This is a genomic window from Massilicoli timonensis, from assembly GCF_900199515.1.
In the GTDB taxonomy this organism is placed as follows: Bacteria; Bacillota_I; Bacilli_A; order Erysipelotrichales; family Erysipelotrichaceae; genus Massilicoli; species Massilicoli timonensis.
Genome location: NZ_LT963434.1, coordinates 988739 through 1008206 on the forward strand (window position 1 = coordinate 988739; position 19468 = coordinate 1008206).

The 19468-nt window shown below is 41.8% G+C and carries 17 protein-coding genes and 1 riboswitch; of the genes, 6 read left to right on the top strand and 11 right to left on the bottom strand.

The annotated features are described in order from the left end of the window. Window positions 1–16: 16 nt before the first annotated feature. Window positions 17–1531: an IMP dehydrogenase gene (locus C1712_RS06900; RefSeq protein WP_102268004.1), complete on the bottom strand. Its 1515-nt coding sequence runs from the start codon at window positions 1529–1531 to the stop codon at window positions 17–19. Between the two features lie 211 nt (window positions 1532–1742). Between C1712_RS06900 and C1712_RS06905 the strand changes: the two genes are divergently transcribed. Beyond that, window positions 1743–3122 (top strand): ISNCY family transposase, encoded by a 1380-nt coding sequence (locus C1712_RS06905; protein WP_102269713.1) that lies wholly within the window; start codon window positions 1743–1745, stop codon window positions 3120–3122. A gap of 62 nt (window positions 3123–3184) precedes the next feature. On the opposite strand, the gene C1712_RS06910 is transcribed toward C1712_RS06905, so the two are convergent. The 8 genes from C1712_RS06910 to pta all read right to left on the bottom strand — a co-directional run bounded on the left by C1712_RS06910 (window position 3185) and on the right by pta (window position 14086). Then, window positions 3185–3748, bottom strand: coding sequence for a hypothetical protein (locus C1712_RS06910; RefSeq protein ID WP_102268005.1), 564 nt, complete (start codon window positions 3746–3748; stop codon window positions 3185–3187). Between the two features lie 101 nt (window positions 3749–3849). Beyond that, window positions 3850–4410 carry a hypothetical protein gene (locus C1712_RS06915; RefSeq protein ID WP_102268007.1) on the bottom strand — a complete coding sequence of 187 codons (561 nt, stop codon included), beginning with the start codon at window positions 4408–4410 and terminating at the stop codon, window positions 3850–3852. Window positions 4411–4548: 138 nt separating this feature from the next. After that, window positions 4549–5988 carry a glycogen synthase GlgA gene (gene glgA, locus C1712_RS06920; RefSeq protein ID WP_102268009.1) on the bottom strand — a complete coding sequence of 480 codons (1440 nt, stop codon included), beginning with the start codon at window positions 5986–5988 and terminating at the stop codon, window positions 4549–4551. Continuing rightward, the gene (gene glgD, locus C1712_RS06925) at window positions 5988–7103 is read right to left on the bottom strand and encodes a glucose-1-phosphate adenylyltransferase subunit GlgD (RefSeq protein WP_102268011.1); all 1116 of its coding nucleotides are present in this window, start codon (window positions 7101–7103) and stop codon (window positions 5988–5990) included. The genes glgA and glgD overlap by 1 nt, the downstream gene beginning before the upstream one ends. A 1-nt stretch (window position 7104) precedes the next feature. Further along, window positions 7105–8244, bottom strand: coding sequence for a glucose-1-phosphate adenylyltransferase (locus C1712_RS06930; RefSeq protein ID WP_102268013.1), 1140 nt, complete (start codon window positions 8242–8244; stop codon window positions 7105–7107). Window positions 8245–8557: 313 nt separating this feature from the next. Beyond that, on the bottom strand, window positions 8558–11872 hold the full coding sequence (locus C1712_RS06935; protein WP_102268015.1) for a hypothetical protein: 3315 nt from the start codon (window positions 11870–11872) through the stop codon (window positions 8558–8560). 323 nt (window positions 11873–12195) lie between these two features. Continuing rightward, complete coding sequence (locus C1712_RS06940; protein ID WP_180963089.1) at window positions 12196–13014, bottom strand: tyrosine-type recombinase/integrase; 819 nt, start codon at window positions 13012–13014, stop codon at window positions 12196–12198. A 103-nt stretch (window positions 13015–13117) separates the two neighbouring features. Then, a complete protein-coding gene (pta, locus tag C1712_RS06945) occupies window positions 13118–14086 on the bottom strand; it encodes a phosphate acetyltransferase (protein WP_102268019.1) in 969 nt (322 codons plus the stop codon). A gap of 121 nt (window positions 14087–14207) precedes the next feature. Continuing rightward, window positions 14208–14304, top strand: a riboswitch (THF riboswitch). 60 nt (window positions 14305–14364) lie between these two features. Between pta and C1712_RS06950 the strand changes: the two genes are divergently transcribed. Next, on the top strand, window positions 14365–14910 hold the full coding sequence (locus C1712_RS06950; RefSeq protein WP_102268021.1) for a folate family ECF transporter S component: 546 nt from the start codon (window positions 14365–14367) through the stop codon (window positions 14908–14910). An 86-nt stretch (window positions 14911–14996) separates the two neighbouring features. On the opposite strand, the gene C1712_RS06955 is transcribed toward C1712_RS06950, so the two are convergent. Continuing rightward, the gene (locus C1712_RS06955) at window positions 14997–16223 is read right to left on the bottom strand and encodes a bifunctional folylpolyglutamate synthase/dihydrofolate synthase (protein ID WP_102268023.1); all 1227 of its coding nucleotides are present in this window, start codon (window positions 16221–16223) and stop codon (window positions 14997–14999) included. Then, on the bottom strand, window positions 16220–16876 hold the full coding sequence (locus C1712_RS06960; protein ID WP_102268026.1) for a uracil-DNA glycosylase: 657 nt from the start codon (window positions 16874–16876) through the stop codon (window positions 16220–16222). Before C1712_RS06960 ends, C1712_RS06955 begins: the two co-directional genes overlap by 4 nt. A gap of 113 nt (window positions 16877–16989) precedes the next feature. Here C1712_RS06960 and C1712_RS06965 point away from each other — a divergent pair, with 113 nt between their 5' ends. The 4 genes from C1712_RS06965 to C1712_RS12680 all read left to right on the top strand — a co-directional run bounded on the left by C1712_RS06965 (window position 16990) and on the right by C1712_RS12680 (window position 19462). Next, window positions 16990–17967, top strand: a complete 978-nt coding sequence (locus C1712_RS06965; protein ID WP_102268028.1) for a lysylphosphatidylglycerol synthase domain-containing protein — start codon at window positions 16990–16992, stop codon at window positions 17965–17967. Window positions 17968–18089: 122 nt separating this feature from the next. After that, complete coding sequence (locus C1712_RS12675) at window positions 18090–18251, top strand: hypothetical protein (protein WP_180963090.1); 162 nt, start codon at window positions 18090–18092, stop codon at window positions 18249–18251. Window positions 18252–18690: 439 nt separating this feature from the next. Then, the gene (locus C1712_RS06970; RefSeq protein ID WP_102268030.1) at window positions 18691–19287 is read left to right on the top strand and encodes a hypothetical protein; all 597 of its coding nucleotides are present in this window, start codon (window positions 18691–18693) and stop codon (window positions 19285–19287) included. Window positions 19288–19300: 13 nt separating this feature from the next. Further along, window positions 19301–19462, top strand: coding sequence for a hypothetical protein (locus C1712_RS12680; RefSeq protein WP_180963091.1), 162 nt, complete (start codon window positions 19301–19303; stop codon window positions 19460–19462). Window positions 19463–19468: the final 6 nt, after the last annotated feature.

A 19468-nucleotide genomic window follows, 5' to 3' on the forward strand; every position in this document is an offset into this window, starting at 1 on the left:
AACCGCTCTTTTATCATTATTTTACTTTCGCATCGATCGTATTGTCTTTTACCACAACATCATGTGCGCCGCCTTCCACGATGCTTGTCGCAGATACCAGCGTGATCTTTGCCTTCTGCTGCAGTTCCTCGATCGTCAAAGCGCCGCAGTTGCACATCGTATGCTTGACCTTGCTCAGCGTCAAAGCCACATTATCCTTTAGCGCTCCCGCATATGGCACGTAAGAATCAACGCCCTCTACAAAGGATAACTTATTGTCGCCGCCCATATCATAACGCTGCCAGTTACGGGCACGGGCGCTTCCTTCTCCCCAGTATTCTTTCATATATGTACCGTTGATCGTAACCTTTTTGGTCGGTGATTCTTCAAATCTTGAGAAATAACGCCCCAGCATGACAAAATCCGCACCCATCGCAAGCGCCAGCGTAATATGATAATCATGCACGATACCGCCGTCGCTGCAAATCGGGATATAAATACCGGTTTCCTTAAAATATGCATCACGCGCCTTGGCAACCTCGATCGTCGCTGTTGCCTGACCGCGTCCGATTCCCTTTTGTTCACGGGTAATGCAGATAGAACCGCCGCCGATGCCGATCTTAATAAAATCCGCTCCTGCTTCCGCTAAGAAACGAAAGCCCTCCGCATCCACGACATTGCCGGCACCAACCTTGACGGAATCACCATAATGATCGCGGATCCATTTCAAGGTGATCGCCTGCCACTGAGAAAACCCTTCCGAAGAGTCGATACAAAGCACATCCGCACCCGCTTCCACAAGCGCCGGCACACGGGTTTCATAATCGCGGGTATTGATACCTGCACCGACGATATAGCGTTTATGTTCATCTAATAATTCATTGGGATTTTCTTTATGCGAATCATAATCCTTGCGGAACACAAAAGAAGTCAGACACTGCTGTTCATCTACTACCGGCAATGCGTTCAATTTATTTTCCCAGATGATGTCATTGGCTTCACTGAGCGTACAGCCTTCTTTTGCATATACCAGATTCGCAAAAGGCGTCATGAATTCCGATACCTTCGTATCCAGGCTCATGCGGCTTACCCGATAATCACGAGAAGTAACGATTCCCAGCAGTTTCCCGTTTGCCGTTCCATCTTCGGTAACCGCCATCGTCGAATGACCCGTGCGTTCCTTTAAGGCGAGGACATCCGCCAATGTCGCATCGACCTTGATATTGGAATCACTGAATACAAATCCGGCTTTTGCGGCCTTGACCCGCCTTACCATCGCCGCTTCATTTTCCACTGTCTGCGATCCATAAATAAATGAGATGCCGCCTTCTCTTGCCAAAGCCGTCGCCATGCGTTCTCCTGATACCGACTGCATGATTGCCGATACCATCGGAATATTCATGTGCAGCGCCGGTTCCTCCTGCCCTTTGCGATACTTTACCAAAGGGGTCTTCAAAGAAACCTTATCCGGTGTGCATTCACAAGAAGAATACCCCGGAACTAACAAGTATTCACTGAAAGTACGAGATGGTTCATTAAAATAGTGTGCCATGTGCTGTTTCTCCTTTTTCTATCTCCAAATATATTTATGATATTATAGTTTTTAATAGTTTGTTAGTCAATAGCAAAAAAACAAAATATCGCAAATGCTATGAATCGAAAATGATAATGTCTTAATGAAACGAAATTGAATTTGTCCCAAAAGTGATATATGATAAACCTTTCGTGAAAGAGAGGTTAATATGAGAGAGGTTGTATTAAGAATGAAAGAACAATATAAATATGAAATTATTAAAAAATTAGTTGATACCAACGGAAACAAGAAAAACGCTGCTTTGAAATTGCATTGCACGATCCGTACCGTGAATCGTTTGATTCTGTTATATCAGAATGAAGGAAAAGAAGGTTTTATCCATAAGAATAGAAACAGGAAACCTTCTACCACTATTCCTGAAGATACAAGACGTAAAGTGATCGATCTGTATCGTACTAAATATCATGATGCCAATTTTACTCATTTTTCTGAACTCCTTTTGAAGAATGAGAATATTTCTGTTAGTGATTCTACCATTAAGAAATGGTTATTTGATGAAGGGATCCTTTCTCCTAAAGCAAGAAAGAAAACGATCAAAAAAATGAAATCTATCTTGAGCGAGCATAAGAAACGATCAAATTCTAAAAAAGAACTGGTTAAGATCGAGGAAAAACTTGAACGCTTAGATAGATCTGATGCTCATCCTCGCCGTCCTCGTTGTGCTTACTTTGGTGAATTGATTCAGATGGATGCCTCTCCTCACCTTTGGTTTGGTGATACCATCTCCCATCTTCATTTAGCGATCGATGATGCCACCGGTATGATCGTGGGTGCTTATTTTGATCGTCAGGAAACATTAAATGCTTATTATCAAATTACCTACCAGATACTCACTGCTTATGGCATCCCCGCTAAGTTCTTCACAGATCGTCGTACTGTTTTTGAATACAAAAGAAAAAACGCATCTTCTGATGAAGAAGACACGTTTACACAGTTCTCTTATGCCTGTCATCAATTAGGGATCGAATTAGAATGTTCAAGCGTTCCGCAAGCAAAAGGGCGTGTAGAACGCTTGAACCAAACCCTGCAATCTCGTTTACCTATTGAACTTAGACTTGCAGGTATTTCCACCATAGAGGAAGCCAACGAGTTCTTAAACTCCTACATAAAAGAATTCAATGACATGTTCTCTCTACCCTTAAATAATACTAAAACAGTATTTGAAAAGCAACCGGAGAACACAAAAATCAATCAAATCTTAGCTGTATTGAGTACACGTAAAATAGACAACGGTCACTGTATACGCTATAAGAACAAGTATTACATACCTGTTACAAAAAATGGAATCAGGACATACTTGAAAAAAGGTACTACAGCCATGGTCATCGAATCCTTTGAAGGAAGTTTATATGTCAATATTCTTGATCAGCTTTTCGTTATGGTAGAAATTCCTGAACATGAAGAACTGTCTAAAACTTTTGATGTACAATATGAGAAACCTAAACAAAGAAAGTACTATATACCGCCTATGTCACATCCTTGGAAACATGCTTCTTATCTCAATTATGTGGCAAAACAAAAGCACCGAATGAATGGTGCTAATGTTTGACTTTTTTTGGGACATTTTCATTTTCGCTTGACATAGCAAAAAAACAAAATATCGCAAATGCACTATACCTCTGTAAGCAGCGGACGCGCTTTGGCTAAAGTGATGGTCGTCGTACAAGTTTCTTTCTTTTTATCAATTATGACAGTATGCAGATTTTGATCCTCCAACGAAACCTTGATCGTTTCATTCCAATCGCTGCAAAGCAACATAAAGTCATAAATATTTTTTTCATCCATTGCCGCTTGAAATAGCGTGTCCATCAGCATGCTGGCAACATCGATCCCATTTTCCTGAATTGCTTTGCCTGCCTTTGCATCGGCATACAGCGTAATCTGCATCAGCCTTTCATCCTCTCGAAACAAAAATTTCGCCATGACCCCATCCCCGCGCTGAAACTGCATTTCATATCCTTCCTCCACAGCACGCAGATATTGATAATCAAATACATGATGCTCTTCACTGAGCGAATCGTATGCCTCTTCCTGATTAAACGCCTCCACCTTTTCATAAACAAAGGCAATCTCGCTGTCAAAGGATTTCGGATCCAAGACCTTTTCTTCCTGATCACAGCCTGCTAACGCGACCATTGCCGACACAATACAAAGCCATATCCATTTTTTTCTCATTCATCACACCTCTTCATCAAACAGTATCATTGTAATCCTTTTTTATCTAAATACAAGATTTCTTTTTCCCTTATCCGTAAAAATGCGGAAACTGCGGCACTCTAAAACGGTTTACCGACAATTTCCGCCCGCTGCTTCGGCAGCTGCATCGTAATGACATGCGCACCTTTGCTTTGCGTGATCCGCAGTGCGCCAAGATTTGGATCATCCAAGGTAACGGTTTGATTCTGATTCCAGTCACTAAACAGTTTCATCAGATCATAGTGATTCGCCGGTGCAAGGGAATATTGAAAAATGCTGAACGCAAGCATACTGCCGACATCAACGCCTTCATCGCACAGCTTCTTTCCGGCCTCCGTATAAGCAAAAATGCGAAACTCTTTCAGTGATTCATCTTTACGAAACAAGAAGTCAGCCTGCACGCCGTCCTCTCGCTGATAAACGACGCGATAACCCTGTTCAGCCTGCGTCATCTGCCGATAATGAAACACATGATTTTTATATGTATTGTAGTCGGCTACCAACTGATCGATCACCCCGATTTCCGATGAAAAGGAGGCGGGATCCAGAGCAGTCGGCGGTACACTCGGCTGTGCATACGCACTGAGCGCAACCATGACGGACAATACGACTTCTTTTAGAATTTCTTTTATGATTGACATATCATCTCTTCCTACTTCCAAGCATTCGCTATCTGCCTGTATTATAGCATGATTTCCAAACATAAATATTACATTTCAGTTATATTGCGCATTTTCCAAGAAAAAAACACATCCCCTTCAGGACGTGTTTCCTTATGCTTAATCACCCGTCAGTTCATGATACAGGCGCAAATAATCATTCGCACTCTTTTCCCAGCTGACATCAGTATTCATCGCATTGCGCACCAGCGTACGCCAGTCATTCGGATGATGGTAGAACACATCAACGGCATTGCCTAACACATGCATCATTTCACCGGAGTTATAGTTGGTAAAGCTGAAGCCGTTTCCGCTCTTGTCATATTCATTGTACGGTGTAACCGTATCGCGCAACCCACCGGTTTCTCTTACCAGCGGCAATGTGCCATAACGCATCGAGATCAGCTGTGAAATACCGCACGGTTCAAACAGCGAAGGCATCAAGAACAGATCACATGCCGCATAGATCTTATGCGCAAGATCTTCATTGTAACCGCGATAGAAAACGATCTTCCCTTTGTTGCCTTCTTCCAGCTGCGCCATTTTTTCTTCCAATGCGCCTTCTCCGCTTCCTAATACAACGAACTGAATCGGCATCGCACAAAGCTGCGGCAGCTGCTCCATCAGCAGATAGAAGCCCTTTTGCCAAGTAAGACGTGATACACAGCCGACCAGCATCACATTTTCATCCTGCGCCAATCCCATTTCTTCCTGTAAAGCCAATTTGTTTTTCTTTTTATTCGCTTTTACATTCACTTTATTGAAGTGATAAGGAATTTTTGGATCGTTTGCCGGATTCCATGTTTCCACATCAATGCCGTTTACGATGCCCCAAAGATCATATTGACGCATCTGTAAAACGCCTTCCAGATGTTCTCCGTACTGCGGTGTCAAAATTTCACTTGCATAGCTCGGTGAAACCGTCGTTACCTTGTCCGCATAAAGAATAGCCGTTTTCATAAAGCTGATGCCGCCGTCATAGCGTACCGTACCGTTATCCAGCAGATAGTATGGCAATCCCAGACAGCTTTCCAGCATATCCGCTCCAAAATTGCCCTGATATGCCATATTATGGATCGTATAGACATGCTTGATCGAAGCATAGCGATAATCATCACGATGGTTTTCCTTGATCATAGCTGAGATCATGCCGGTATGCCAATCATGGCAGTGCAGCACTTCCGGGAAAAAATCAACCTGATTCATCATTTCCACGACCGCCTGCTGGAAATAAGCAAAGCGTTCCCCGTCATCCATATAGCCATACAGATCTTCTCGTTCAAAATAGCCCTGATGCTCTATGAAATAATACGTTACGTCATCATGGAAACAACTATATAAACGTACCGGAACCCAGTCATATTTCATATAGACCGCATATTCTTTTTCAAAAGTAAAATCCTGATGATAGTTTTTGGCAATCTTCAGATACAGCGGCATGACGACGCGCACATCATTGCCTTTGCGCGCCAATTCCTTCGGCAAAGAACCGATGACATCCGCCAATCCCCCGGTCTTGATAAAAGGCAACCCTTCCCCTGCAACATGTAAGATCCTCATTACAGAATATCTCCTCTGCCGACATAAGCAGGCTCTTCCACTTTGGCAACCACTTCTTTTACTCTCACGATCTTCGCCTGTTTATCCACAACGGCATTTTCCACATGCACATCTTCACCGATCGTTGCGCCCGGCAAGATCACACAGTTTTTTACCACCGCGCCCTTTTTAATGATACAGCCTCTTCCGATCACCGAATTTTCAATCGTTCCTTCAATTTCACAGCCATTGGAAACAACTGATTTTTTCACATTGGAAGTTTCATAATACTGGGTCGGACTGGAATCATTGGTACGCGTATAGATCGGCCAATCCGGCGCAAACAGATCCTGTGCCGTTTCATAGTCGATCAAGCGCATATTCGCATCATAATAACTCTTGAAATCGGAAATCGCAGCCACATAGCCATGATGAGCGATTCCGCGAATATCCAGCTCGCTGCATTCATCGTCGATGATATCACGCAGCGTATACATAGATGAGAATTTAGCTGCTTTTTTTACCAGTTCCATAAACAGCTCTTTGCTCATGACATAAGTATCTAATGAAATATTGCGGTTTTTCGCCGTACCGCGGTTTCTTTCGATCGACAGTACGCCCTTTTGCTTGTTCAGATTCAAAACATTGCAGTTCATAAATTCATCTTTTGCCGTATCAACATTCTGATACAAGATCGTAATATCCGCACCGCTCTCCAAATGCTTTTCCAGCAGCTTGCTGTAATCCATCGAATACACCATATAACTCGGTGCGATGATCACATAAGGATATGGCACTTTCTCAATACATTCCATGTTATACATGAACGCAGATACATCATGGTTATACAAATCTGACTGAAGCTTGTCATCCGTATACAGGATATGCAGCTTCCCGCGTTTAGAATTGATATTGTAATGTCTACCGGTGCCCAAATGCTCCGTCAAAGAACGCGGATTTCTTTTTACAAACACTTCGATATGATTGATTCCGCTGTTGCTCATATTAGAGATCGGAAAATCAATGGTGCGGTAACGCCCCAGAAAGGAGAAAGCGCCGATCGGCCGATGATCCTGCATGCCCTCCACATGAATATTTGATCCTGCGAAATTCACGATGCCGAATGCGTTGCACATACTATTCGACCCCCTTTACACGTTTTGAAATCAATTCGATATGTTCACTGTCAGCGCTGCCGACAACAGCTCCTTTGCCGATCTTTACACCGTCCGCAACGATTACTCGATGCAAAACAGCACCGTCGCCTACTTCGGCATCCGGCATCAGCACACTGTCATATACTTTTGCCCCTTTGCCGACCTTTGCATGCGTAAACAGCACAGAGTTCTTTACTTCCCCGTCGATCACACATCCCTGGGTAATAAAAGCACGGTTTACCACACCGTTTTCACCGATATAGTGCGGTGTTGAAGTAACATCTTCCGTATAGATCTTCCAGCTTGGATCGCTGAGATCCAGTTCATTGTTTTTATCCAGCAGATCCATATTGGCTTCCCATAAGGAATCGATCGTTCCGACATCCTTCCAATACCCTTTGAATTTCCATGCATACAGGCGACGATCTTCTTTCAGCATCGCCGGAATGATGTCTTTTCCAAAGTCATGGTTGGAATCCGGATTCACCATATCCGCCAATAACATCTTGCGCAGCAGCTTCCAGTCGAAGATATAAATACCCATGGACGCTAAATTGCTCTTTGGATGCTCCGGTTTTTCCTCAAATTCAATGATGCGGTCGGTTTCATCGGTATTCATGATACCGAAACGGCTCGCTTCCTTCATCGGTACTTCGATCACGGCAATCGTCGCATCCGCACCGCATGCTTTGTGATGGGAAAGCATCTTGGAATAATCCATTTTATAGATGTGATCACCTGACAAGATCAGGACATATTCCGGATCAAAGGTATCCACAAAGTCGATGTTCTGTGAAATCGCATCAGCTGTGCCGCGATATACGTCTAAATTCGCATCTTCCTTTTCTCGCGGCGGAAGTACATAAACACCACTGTTTTTCGCATCCAGGCCCCAGCGCTGTCCAGCTGCCACATAGCTGTTCAATAAAACCGATTCATACTGGGTCAAAACGCCTACCACTTCGATGCCGCTGTTGGCACAGTTGCTGAGTGGGAAATCGACGATACGATATTTACCGCCATAAAAGACGGCAGGTTTCGCTACCTTTTTTGTCAGGGCATGCAGACGCGTGCCGCGACCTCCGGCCAATATCATGGCCAACATGTTGTTCTGTCTCATAATGATAACCCCCTATGGTTTCTTATACAAAGATTATACTTTTTTTACACAAAAAATTCTACTGTTTTAACGGAAATAGGCAAAAAAATGTATGCGTTTACATAAAAAGTGCATATATCCGACTCATTTCTTTATTTTTTTACAAAGATCATACACTTTTTATTCTTCAGGAAGCGAAAACAACATTATCAATAAATGAAGCTGCTTTCTGCTTCTACTATACACACATCCCAAAGCGAGGAAGGTCATATTTTGTCAGCAGAAAGTAAAAAGGCTGCTTATTTCGCAGCCTCCTCACAATTCATTCTGTTGCTTATTTCGTTTCTTCTTTCTCTTTCTTGCGGCGATAACCAAATACACCTAACAACATCGCTGATAAGAGCGTTCCTGCTCCCCATACGCCTGCCTGTGTCGTATCTCCTGTTACCACTCCGCCATTGTTTCCGTTCTTGTCCGGTGTGATCGCTTCTATGCTTCCACTGTTCTCTTCTTCACCATTGTTCAAGATCGTTCCATCCGCATTGACTGCTGCTTCCGGTGCAAGTGGTTTAACTACTCCATTTGCATCTGTCAGCTCTCCACCTTCCGGCAACGTAACCGTTCCACTTTCATCAATGTGTACTTCATTGCCATTCGGCTTGATCGTATCGCCATTCGCATTGGTGATCGTTCCATCCGGATTCACTACTGTTCCTCCGCTTGTCTCAATGCTCCCATCTTCCTTGATCGTCGTTCCTGTGCTTGGCACCTTGATCGTTGTGCCTTCATCGGTCGTGATCGTTCCATCATTGTTGATCGTGATATCGCCTACGGTCGTATTACCATTCTCTGTTACAACTGATCCATTATCCGGAATCTTGATCGTTGTCCCGTTTTCCGTTGTAATGGTTCCATCGCTATTGATCGTCGTATTGCCTGATGTCGTTACATCTCCACTTTCCAATACTTCTGATCCTTTATCCGGAATGGTTACCGTTGTACCGCTTTCGGTGGTAATGGTACCATCCTGATTGACGGTCGTATTGCCTGGTGTAGTAAAGCTTCCATCTGATTCTGCTATTGATCCACCCGGCAAGGTGATCTCTACATTTGTATCTCCTACCGGTACATCTTCTGCTTTGTCTACCAGTTTGATATCGACGAAGTGGATCTTTGGATTCATCTTATACATGTCATTTATTTTATAAGTATAAGTTGCATAGTCATTTGGCTTGATACCATAAACACGAGTTCCTTCGATCCATGGCATATTATTGGCTCTAGCAGTTGCATCCAATGGTTTTAGATCACTGATATGATCCATGATAATACCCGGGAAAGACTCATTAAGATCCGCCCAATAACCTTTCTCTTTATCATAGCCGCCGATCTCTACATCAATAGACTGCGTTACCAGGTTTGAGAAATTGTTACTGTAGTTTGTAGTAACACCATCCGGAAGATTCAGATATGCGAGATCCGTACCGCTTATATTAACTACTCTATATCCCTTATTCTTAAAGTTTGGAAGATCCAGATAATGCAGATTAGGCGTGTTGTTTATAACAATATGTCTTAATTCTAGATTCTTTATTCCTTCAAACTTAGTCAGTTTTGGACAATTACTTGCATAAATCGTATTTAATTTCCCACCATTGCTTACATCCAACACTTCTATATCTGTACGGTTAATTTCTATCTGGGTTCCAAAGTAGAAAGAATTACCATTAGGATCAGGTTCAAGTTCATCAGTATAACTCGATTCCAAATACGGCGATACAAAAGTTCCGCTTAATCCTGTTCCTCCTAAACCGATAAAACCAAGTGTTTTATACCTATCAGCCAGTTTTAGTCCATCATTTGTTAAGTTTTTAGCATTATATAAAGAAAGAATCTGAATATTTTGATTATCTTCTACATCAACAGAAGTCAGATTTTCACAATCTTCCGCAAATAATCCCTTGATTTTATTGCCATCAGTTCCACTAACCTTAATGCTTTCCAGCTCACCGTTGTTATTCATGAGTACTCGATTGATGTTTTGTAAATTTTTCACTGATGAAGAATCGAAACTCTTGATCTTTGTATTCTCAATGAATAGATGTCGAAGATTTGATAAGCTTCCTTCTATCGTATAGTTGTCTTTTGAGGATAAGTCTGTTCCATTTAGATTTAAGGTCGTAATTGTATTGTTAGTACCAAACTTCACCTTAAATCCTTTTGGCATATTCTGTAGGTTCAATGTCGTAATCGTAGTGTTAGAAGTAAGGTCTAAATCGGTATTGACATTGTTCAAGGTTAAGGTGTTTCCTGTAAAACCACTAGGAAGAGTGGTTAACTTGGTATCTAGATTTGCCAGTGATAATGATGTCAATGCAGTATAAGCATCTAAGTTTAAGTCGCTCTCTAACTTCACATTATTAAGTGTCAGTGATGTTAAAGTAGTTCCACTTGTTGGTAGCTTCACTTCTGTTTCCGGTAAGTTCGCAAGACTTAATGTCGTCAATGTACTATTACTAGACAGATCTAATGTAGGTGTCCCTGTCAGACTTGTCCCATCTATGTATAATGTCGTTAATGCTCCTAAGTGCTTGTCTAAGTTTGTAATGCTTGTAATTCCAGTTGCACCTGATAGGTTCAATGTTCCCATGCTCTTTCCACTCGATGGTAAACTTACGCTTGTTACCTTCGTAGAATTGCTTAAATTCAAAGTCTTGATTGCACTTACTCCATCGCCTATGCTTACATTGGTCAATGATCCTGCTCCTGTCATCTGGATCTGCTCAAAGTATCCTCCTGTTACTTCCAAACTTGTTATCCCGGTGTTGTTTAAGCGCAAGTCTACTCCGTTATCATCTGTACATGTTAAGTTCTCTACTCCCTCTACCTTTGTCAAGGTTGGTATATCTGCCATTCTGATCAAATATAAATTGGTATTACCTGATCCAAACTTTAATCCGGTGATCTTGCTCTTGAACCCTGCTGCTTCTTTCAATGCAGGCAGGTTTGATAGATCGATCTCTCCTTCTACTCCTGAATTGGTAAAGATCAGTTTCTGTAGGCTGCTCTTATTTAATACTGGATCTATGCTCGTTACTTTCGCTATATTGTTCAAATCTACTGTAACAAGACTATTCAGATTGCTTAATCCATCCAGTGAGGATAACTGTGCCGCTCCATTGATCGTTACACTGGTTACCCCTGTCATAGTGCTTAACCCTTCTAAACTAGTAAGGTTTGGTACACTGCTTAGATTCACTGTTGTGATCTTCTGAAACTTCTCTAATCCTTGTAGATCGGTCAATTTAGATTTTACAGCATCAGCAGTTGGGTTGAATGTAGTAATATTATTCAACTCTGTCTGTGATAATTTACCATCACTATCTTTATCCCAACTACTTAAATTGTTTGCGATCCACTGTCTGATGCCTTCATCAGGAAAGTTTGTTTCATTGATCTCATACTTTGCTTCTTCCTGTGCATCTGCCAATACCTGGATACCACTACTTTCTACTTCATTTACTTCTCCTGTTTCAACAGGTTCTCCCTGTTCCATTGCATGCACCAGGTTCCCACTGATCGTGCTCATCCCTAATAATAAGGCTGTCCCTGCCGCTGCTTTTGCTTTCATCTTCTTTCTCTTGTCCATTCTCTTGTTCCTCCTCCTTTGACTTCTCTTGCAACATAATAAACATTATGTTGCAGGTACTGCTCTCTTTCTTTGTCCACTTAATAAGATTCGTACAACATAATAAACATTATGTTGTAATAAAAAAGCACACTTGATGTGTGCGAACTTCCTTTTTTCTTTATTTTCTCTAATTTCTATTACTTTTCTATCATTAAATCATAGCAAATCACTATGAAAAACGGTTTACAAATACTGTAAAATAGTGTATAAATATCTTGTATCATAGTTTTATAGATTATTTTTTCTATTTCGTACAACATAATGTTTATTATGTTGTTTTTTTATATCAATCCCAGCCTTTCGATATCCCGCTGATAGCTCCCTATCCCCTCCTTCAAATAGATCCTTGTTGTATCCATACTGCTGTGTCCCAATAGGTCCGCTAATCTCGATACATCATTGCATACCTTATAATACGTCTTTGCATATAAATGCCTTAAATTGTGCGGATACACCTTCTCTTCCCTTACCATCGCTTTCTCCCCTAACTTCTTCATCTTCCTCCATATCGCTACCCGATCCATGCTCTTCCCGCTCCTCGTCACAAAGATCTTCCCCCTCTCGATCTTCCTCCCTCTTACATACGCCTTGATCTTTCGGATCAGCTTCTTCGGCAACAAGATCATCCGCTCCTTCCCCTTATTATAGATCTTGATCCTTCCGCTTCGATAATTCTCTACCGTTACATACTGTAATTCACTTACCCGCATCCCTGTCGATCCCAATGTCTCCAGCAGCAGCTTCATCCGCTCATCTCCCTGTGCTGCTTCGATCAGCCGATGATATTCTTTCTTCTTTAAGTTCTTTCGCTCTTCCGCAAATACTTCTTTCTGGATCTTGATGCTTTTCATCCGCAGTTCTTCTTTTCCGATGAAGCGAAAGTAACTGTTTAGTGATGCCAGCATGGAATTGATCGAGCGCAAGGCATACTCTTTCATCAGTTCGTTTTTATATTCCCTTACTGCTTTTTTCTCTAATGGTGCATCTTTCAGATACCGATAGAACTGCTTGACATCTCTTTCATACTTCTCGATCGTATGTTCACTTTTTTCATTCTCATACAGATATTCGATAAATGCTTGGATCTCTTTTCTTTCCATTCTTTCTCTCTCCTTTGCTTTTTGTTTTTCATTATAGCGCATCCTGCTTCATTTAAGCATAAAAAAAGATATGTCCACTGCTGTGTAACATATCTTTATTTAATTATTGAATCAAAGTAGCCATTGCGGTAACGATTGCCATCTTATAGACTTCTTCACTCGTACAGCCGCGTGATAAATCGTTGATCGGTGCATTTAAGCCTTGCAGGATCGGTCCGATCGCTTCATAACCGCCTAAACGAGAAGCGATCTTATAGCCGATGTTTGCGGCATCAATATTCGGGAAAATAAAGACATTGGCTCTTCCCGCAACCTTTGACTGCGGCGCCTTTACTTTTGCCACGACCGGCGATACGGAAGCATCAAACTGCAATTCTCCATCTACCGGATACTCTAATGTAATGTTTTTCAAACGCTGTGTAGCAGAACGCACCTTATTGACACTTTCTCCCTTAGCGCTGCCCATAGAAGAATAAGACAGCAACGAAACAACCGGATCGATACCGAAGAATTTTGCGGTCTTCGCCGTTTCCATCGTAATTTCAACCAAGTCATCTTCCGTCGGTGCAATGTTGATCGAGCAATCGCCGAATACCAGACGTTCTTCACCTTTGCACAGGATAAAGCAGCTGGAAACGATGCTGTTGTTTGGTTTGGTCTTGATCAGCTGCAGAGCCGGACGCACGGTATCGGCTGTCGAGTAGGTCGCACCGCCTAATAAGCCGTCCGCATATCCCATTTTCACATACATCGTACCGAAATAATTGGTTCCCTCCAGCATCGCTTTCGCACTTGCCTGATCTAATTTACCACGGCGCAGTTCTACCATCATACGCGCCATTTCTTCCATGCTTTCAAAATGCAGATGATCGACAATGTCGATGCCTTCAATATCTAATCCCAGATCCTGCGCCGCCTGTTTGATCTCATCGGGATCTCCCAATAATACCGGACATAAGATCTCATCATGATGCAAACGTGCTGCCGCCTGCAAGATACGCGGTTCACTGCCTTCCGGGAAAACGATTCGAATATTTTTTCCTTTGATCTCCTTAATCAGATTTTCAACCATACTAAAAGTCCTCACTTTCATCCTTCGTGTTTTATTATACCATCTGTTTATCAAAATAAAAGTATTTTGACGTACATAATTTGTTGAATTTATCAGACATTTTTACTATAATTGAACCGTTAGCAGAGTAAGGCGATATGCGTTAAGTGCTTTCTGGACGGGGAGTTGTCAGAAAGACGAAAAGAAATCTTGCGGTATATCGTCTGCATCCCGCTGCTGCACTCGTTCAAAAGTGAACCTTCTTTTGCCTGTGCAGAAAGCGAAAGGAGGTTTTTTATATGAATGCGTATTTGCTAATATGCAAAGAGTCGTTAAAAGCGATGCGCTCCGTCCATGCGATGGTCTTGTGCGCAGTGTTTGTCGCGCTCAATGTGCTGCTTGGCTCTTTTACCATTGAGATCGGCAAGATCCTTGAAATCAGCTTTACCTCTTTGGCGGCTGCCGCATGCAGTTATTGCTGCGGTCCTTTCCTCGGTGCGATCGGCGGTGTTGCCGCAGATCTGATCAAATTCATGATGCGCCCCAGTATCTTTTTTATCGGTTTCACCTTCAATGAACTGTTACTGGGACTGATCTATGGCTTTGCGTTTTATCATAAGCCGATTACTTGGAAAAGAGTGATCATCACCAGAGCGATCGTTACGATCGTATTGAATCTGATCTTGACTTCCCTGTGGCTCAATATGCTTTATGGCAGCGCCTTGTTTGCGGCGATCCGCGTATGGAAAAACATCTTGTTGTTTCCGATTGAGTGTTTTATGCTCTATACGATCTTAAAGACATGTGAACGGGTTGCTCCGGCACTGTTAAGAAAGAAGCAGTGATACAGAAAAACAGTCGATTACAAGTATCAAGCGTAAAAGCTGTGATCTTGTGTACGGCTGTTTTTTATACGAACAAGTATCAATGTTTATCGCATCTTCACGCCTAACGTCTTCAAATAGTTTCTGACATCGGCAATAAAGTACAAAGAACCGGTAACGATGGTGGGCGCATTACCAAACCATGCCTGTCGTATCACTTCCTGATAATCACCGCCCCAAACAACACCGGGAAGCGATTGGATCTGTTCTTCATGAATCGCCCGCGGTGTATCAAAATGTACGACCACCACTTCTTCTCCCAGTGTTTTAAGCAGAGAAAGCATCTGATCTGTTTCTTTATCCTGCAAAGGTGAACAGATGATATGCAAGTTCAGATGCTTGGGAAGACTGTGCAGCAGCGCCTGTATGCCATCGACATTATGCGCGCCGTCAAGCAAAAACAACGGCTCTTCCCGCAAGATCTCATAGCGGCCTAGCCAAAAGGCTTTCCGCAATCCCTTTTCCATCTGTTCTTCGCTGATCAAAAAGCCTTTTTCACGAAGGGTTAAGATCACATCAATGGCACATGCCGCGTTCTTGCACTGATACAGCGCCCTGCTTCCAAGCTGCCAGCGTTTCTGCCGATATCGGAAAGAAACACCTTCTTTCGTGATACGCGGTTCGCTGATCGAGGCGATCTGTGTAAACGGCGCCTGCTTTTTTTGACATGCCTCGGCAAATACCGCAAGACACGCCGGCTTATCTTCTGCGGTGATCAGCGGTGTATCGCGTTTGATGATGCCCGCTTTCGCTGCTGCGATCTCCTCAAGCGTATCGCCCAGCAGTTCCATATGATCCTTGCCGATATTGGTAATCACGCAGACAAGCGGTGCAATGACATTGGTGGAATCTTTTTCACCGCCTAGTCCTACCTCATATACGGCTAAATCTACTTGTTTTTCATAAAAGTAGGCAGCCGCGATCAGAAAATCAATTTCAAACATCGTCATGCCCATCTGCTTCCATGTATCGAATTCCCGCATTGCCCGCAGGAAAAAGTCTTCTTCAAGCGGTTCATCATTGATGCGGATGCGATCGAAGTGATGTTCCATCGACGGCGAGGTAAAGGTACCTACCCGATAGCCTGCTTCCTGCATCATGCTGCGGATATAATTGGTCGTAGAACCTTTACCGTTTGTTCCCGCTACATGCACACAGGGAATCTGCCGATGCGGATCGCCTTTTTGATGAAGCACCTTTCGCAAGCGTTCCAAGTCAGCTCTGCCGCGCCTTCCCTCCAATTCTCTTATCAGTTTCCCTGTTTCCTGTTTCATTCACTGATCCTCCAATCAATCGGGGACAAGCCATCTTTTTCTAAGAACGCATTGCACCTTGAAAACGGACGGCTGCCAAAAAAACCTCTTGATGCAGATAAAGGAGAAGGATGAGCAGAAGTGATCAAATGATGGATCGGATTGGTAATCAGTTTTCCCTTTTCCATCGCCGCATTGCCCCACAATATAAATACGATCGGCGTTTCATGTGCATTTAACGCCGTCATCACATGATCGCTGAAGGTTTCCCATCCTAATTTGCGATGACTGTTTGCTTTGCCCTTCTCTACGCTCATCACCGTATTCATCATCAAAACACCTTGTCTTGCCCATTCTTCCAAATAGCCATGACTCGGTATTGGAATGCCCAGATCCGCATGCAGTTCTTTATAAATGTTGCTTAAACTGCGTGGGATCGGATTCCCTTTTTTTACCGAAAAACAAAGTCCATGGGCCTGATTCGGTTCGTGATAGGGATCCTGTCCCAGTATCACAACTTTTACTGCTTCATATGGGCAGCAGGCAAAGCAAAAAAACAGATCCTCTTTTTTAGGGTAAACCGTTGTATGCGCATATGCTTCATCTAGCTGCTTCATCAATGTTTGAAAATATGGCAGCGTCGCTTCCTGTTTCATCCATATATCCCAGTTCATGCCATCACCTCTGTATCTGTTTCCCATTTTACCATACTTTTGTTATGATCTATATGTATCTCATACATTTCCGCATCAATTTCTTCATAAAATGATCTATATGGAGGAATACGATGGTCAAGAAAATAAGTTATTTTATTTTTATAATGATCCTTTTTTATTTTCTGTCACGCATCATCACACAAATTCCGTTCCGCCAGTGCATTGCGCAGCTACAAACGATTTCTTTGCTCTGGTTTCCTTTTATCCTGATTTATTTATTTGTTTTACTGCTCCTAGATGCTTCTTCCTGTTATCTTTATTTACGCTCCATCCAACCTCTTTCCTTTATCCGCTATCTCTATATTGATACGATGAATCATTTATTAGAGCTTATTGTTTTTCCCCCGATTCCCGACAGTATCCTCCTTACCCAGCAGCATCGTTTGCACATCCCGCTATCCACTTCTTTATGTGTACTGTTATGGGAACGCTATCTCAACGCCATTCCCCAAATAGGAATCAGTTTTCTGCCCTTGCTGTTACTATCGAAATGGATGCATGCAACGCATCCCACTCTTTATTTACCGATTTTATCCATCGTATTTGGGATGATCTTGTTATTTGTCCTCAATGCCGGTTTGATTTTGCTTCCTCAATATGCAAAGGGCAAATTTGCCTGGCTTATGCAAGCACAGGACGTACTGGCACATCTCTGGCAACAAAAAAAGATCATGCTTTATCAGTTCTGTATTCATCTCTGTTATCTGATCTTGAAGCACAGTGTCTTGATATGGTGTGCATGCATGCTGCAGCTGCCGCTGTCATTTGAACAGGCTATTTTCTATTTTCTATTATCAATTCTTTGCGATTTGCTTATGATGGTGATCCCGATGGTTGGAAAACATGGAATCGCAGAGGCTGTTTTCTTATTCTTATTTGCTTCTGTTTTTCAAGATACGACATTGTTTTCCATGATGCTGCTATGGCGAATATGCACTTTTTATGCACCGGTTTTCTTTTATCTTTGTCTAGTCGGGCTACTCCATGTGCGGATCAAACAAGAACACAGCGATCACTTCGCCGCTTTCGTGAAACTGAAGCGTAAATAAACGCTAAAAATCATCTGTTTTGAGAGCAGCCGTTTCATGATCATACGATTTTTATTCTCGTTCACTATTTTATATGTTAATATAATCATATACGATAAAACCGATGGAAGGAGCAATCATTTATGTCAGATGAACTATTATTCAGTATCCCATTGCTTGCTTTTGCGATCCGATTTCTTCCGATCATACTGCTTGGCTATGTCATCTACCGTCAAATCGGTATTGAGAAGAAATTAAATACGATCATGTATAAATTGGAACAAGACAAGCATACACGATCTTGAAAAAACAGGCTGTAAGTATAGATTTTCATATCTACATGACAGCCTGTTTTTTTCATTGACCATTTCGAATTTAATCTTATTTTGTGTATCTAGTATTCATGATATATGAGCCATGATTAAATAGAGATAGTATTAGACTATTTTCAGAACACAACTAAAAACAGATAGTGAAAAACAAAGATTAAAAAAACAGCCTAGATTAAGTGTTTTTAGAGTCATGTTTTTCTAAAATCATCTTTTTCTTTCTATTTCATACAATCTATGCTAATGTGAGATTAACAAGGAGGTGAAATTATGCAAGAAATTAAAAAGGTTTATTTGTTGTAGATCATTATACAACATGTTTATGACTTCGCATTCATTAGTATTTACCTCAGTTGCAAAGCCGACACCATACCAGAATTGATAAGATAATAATATTCAAAATAGGAGATAATTTATGAAAAAACGTTCATTTTTACTTGCATCAGGACTAATCGTTGCTTTTGTATTTTCTACCAACAGCATAAAAGCTGCTGAACCAGAACAAATAATAACTAAACAACCCCATAACACGGTACTTTCTCATTCTCAAGATGAGGATTTGACTATTTCATTTGATTTGTCAAATCCAAGTGCACAAACAAATTCTTTTTATGATGAAGAAGGGAATTTAATAACAATTAGCATGAGCGAAGAATTGTCTGTTAAGAAAAACACACGTGAATTTGTCCCAGTAGGATCTTTTGATAGAATTTTTTCTCTTAATAACGGTCTAACCTATATGTCCGCTAGATTCAAAGGTACAGTAAATCCATATATATCGAAATTTACCAGCATATCTAACGGTACCTTTAGATCAAGTTTGGGTTCATGGATTAAAGAGCGATATGGAACTTCTACTTTAATTGGTGATCCTAATGTAGCCGTTGGCTTATATCAAGTATTTTACAGCGATATATTGATCGGTGGAACACGCACGATGACGCTAGAAGTATACCTTTATCCTGGAACAGCATTTGGAGAAGCCGTTATTAAAATTACACCTGAATGGTAAGGAGCAATCATTTATGTCAGATAAACTATTATTCAGTATCCCATTGCTTGCTTTTGCGATCCGATTTCTTCCGATCATACTGCTTGGCTATGTCATCTACCGTCAAATCGGCATTGAGAAGAAATTAAATACGATCATGTATAAAATGGAACAAGACAAGCATACACGATCTTGAAAAAAC

What these genes read in the sequence shown, in the direction of transcription:
- C1712_RS06900 (WP_102268004.1), bottom strand. Translation starts at nt 1,531, where the DNA reads ATGGCACACTATTTTAATGAACCATCTCGTACTTTCAGTGAATACTTG.
- C1712_RS06960 (WP_102268026.1), bottom strand. Translation starts at nt 16,876, where the DNA reads ATGAACTGGGATATATGGATGAAACAGGAAGCGACGCTGCCATATTTT.
- C1712_RS12680 (WP_180963091.1), top strand. Translation starts at nt 19,301, where the DNA reads ATGTCAGATAAACTATTATTCAGTATCCCATTGCTTGCTTTTGCGATC.
- C1712_RS06930 (WP_102268013.1), bottom strand. Translation starts at nt 8,244, where the DNA reads ATGAGACAGAACAACATGTTGGCCATGATATTGGCCGGAGGTCGCGGC.
- pta (WP_102268019.1), bottom strand. Translation starts at nt 14,086, where the DNA reads ATGGTTGAAAATCTGATTAAGGAGATCAAAGGAAAAAATATTCGAATC.
- C1712_RS06915 (WP_102268007.1), bottom strand. Translation starts at nt 4,410, where the DNA reads ATGTCAATCATAAAAGAAATTCTAAAAGAAGTCGTATTGTCCGTCATG.
- glgD (WP_102268011.1), bottom strand. Translation starts at nt 7,103, where the DNA reads ATGTGCAACGCATTCGGCATCGTGAATTTCGCAGGATCAAATATTCAT.
- C1712_RS06940 (WP_180963089.1), bottom strand. Translation starts at nt 13,014, where the DNA reads ATGGAAAGAAAAGAGATCCAAGCATTTATCGAATATCTGTATGAGAAT.
- C1712_RS06905 (WP_102269713.1), top strand. Translation starts at nt 1,743, where the DNA reads ATGAAAGAACAATATAAATATGAAATTATTAAAAAATTAGTTGATACC.
- C1712_RS06935 (WP_102268015.1), bottom strand. Translation starts at nt 11,872, where the DNA reads ATGGACAAGAGAAAGAAGATGAAAGCAAAAGCAGCGGCAGGGACAGCC.
- C1712_RS12675 (WP_180963090.1), top strand. Translation starts at nt 18,090, where the DNA reads ATGTCAGATGAACTATTATTCAGTATCCCATTGCTTGCTTTTGCGATC.
- glgA (WP_102268009.1), bottom strand. Translation starts at nt 5,988, where the DNA reads ATGAGGATCTTACATGTTGCAGGGGAAGGGTTGCCTTTTATCAAGACC.
- C1712_RS06955 (WP_102268023.1), bottom strand. Translation starts at nt 16,223, where the DNA reads ATGAAACAGGAAACAGGGAAACTGATAAGAGAATTGGAGGGAAGGCGC.
- C1712_RS06965 (WP_102268028.1), top strand. Translation starts at nt 16,990, where the DNA reads ATGGTCAAGAAAATAAGTTATTTTATTTTTATAATGATCCTTTTTTAT.
- C1712_RS06910 (WP_102268005.1), bottom strand. Translation starts at nt 3,748, where the DNA reads ATGAGAAAAAAATGGATATGGCTTTGTATTGTGTCGGCAATGGTCGCG.
- C1712_RS06970 (WP_102268030.1), top strand. Translation starts at nt 18,691, where the DNA reads ATGAAAAAACGTTCATTTTTACTTGCATCAGGACTAATCGTTGCTTTT.
- C1712_RS06950 (WP_102268021.1), top strand. Translation starts at nt 14,365, where the DNA reads ATGAATGCGTATTTGCTAATATGCAAAGAGTCGTTAAAAGCGATGCGC.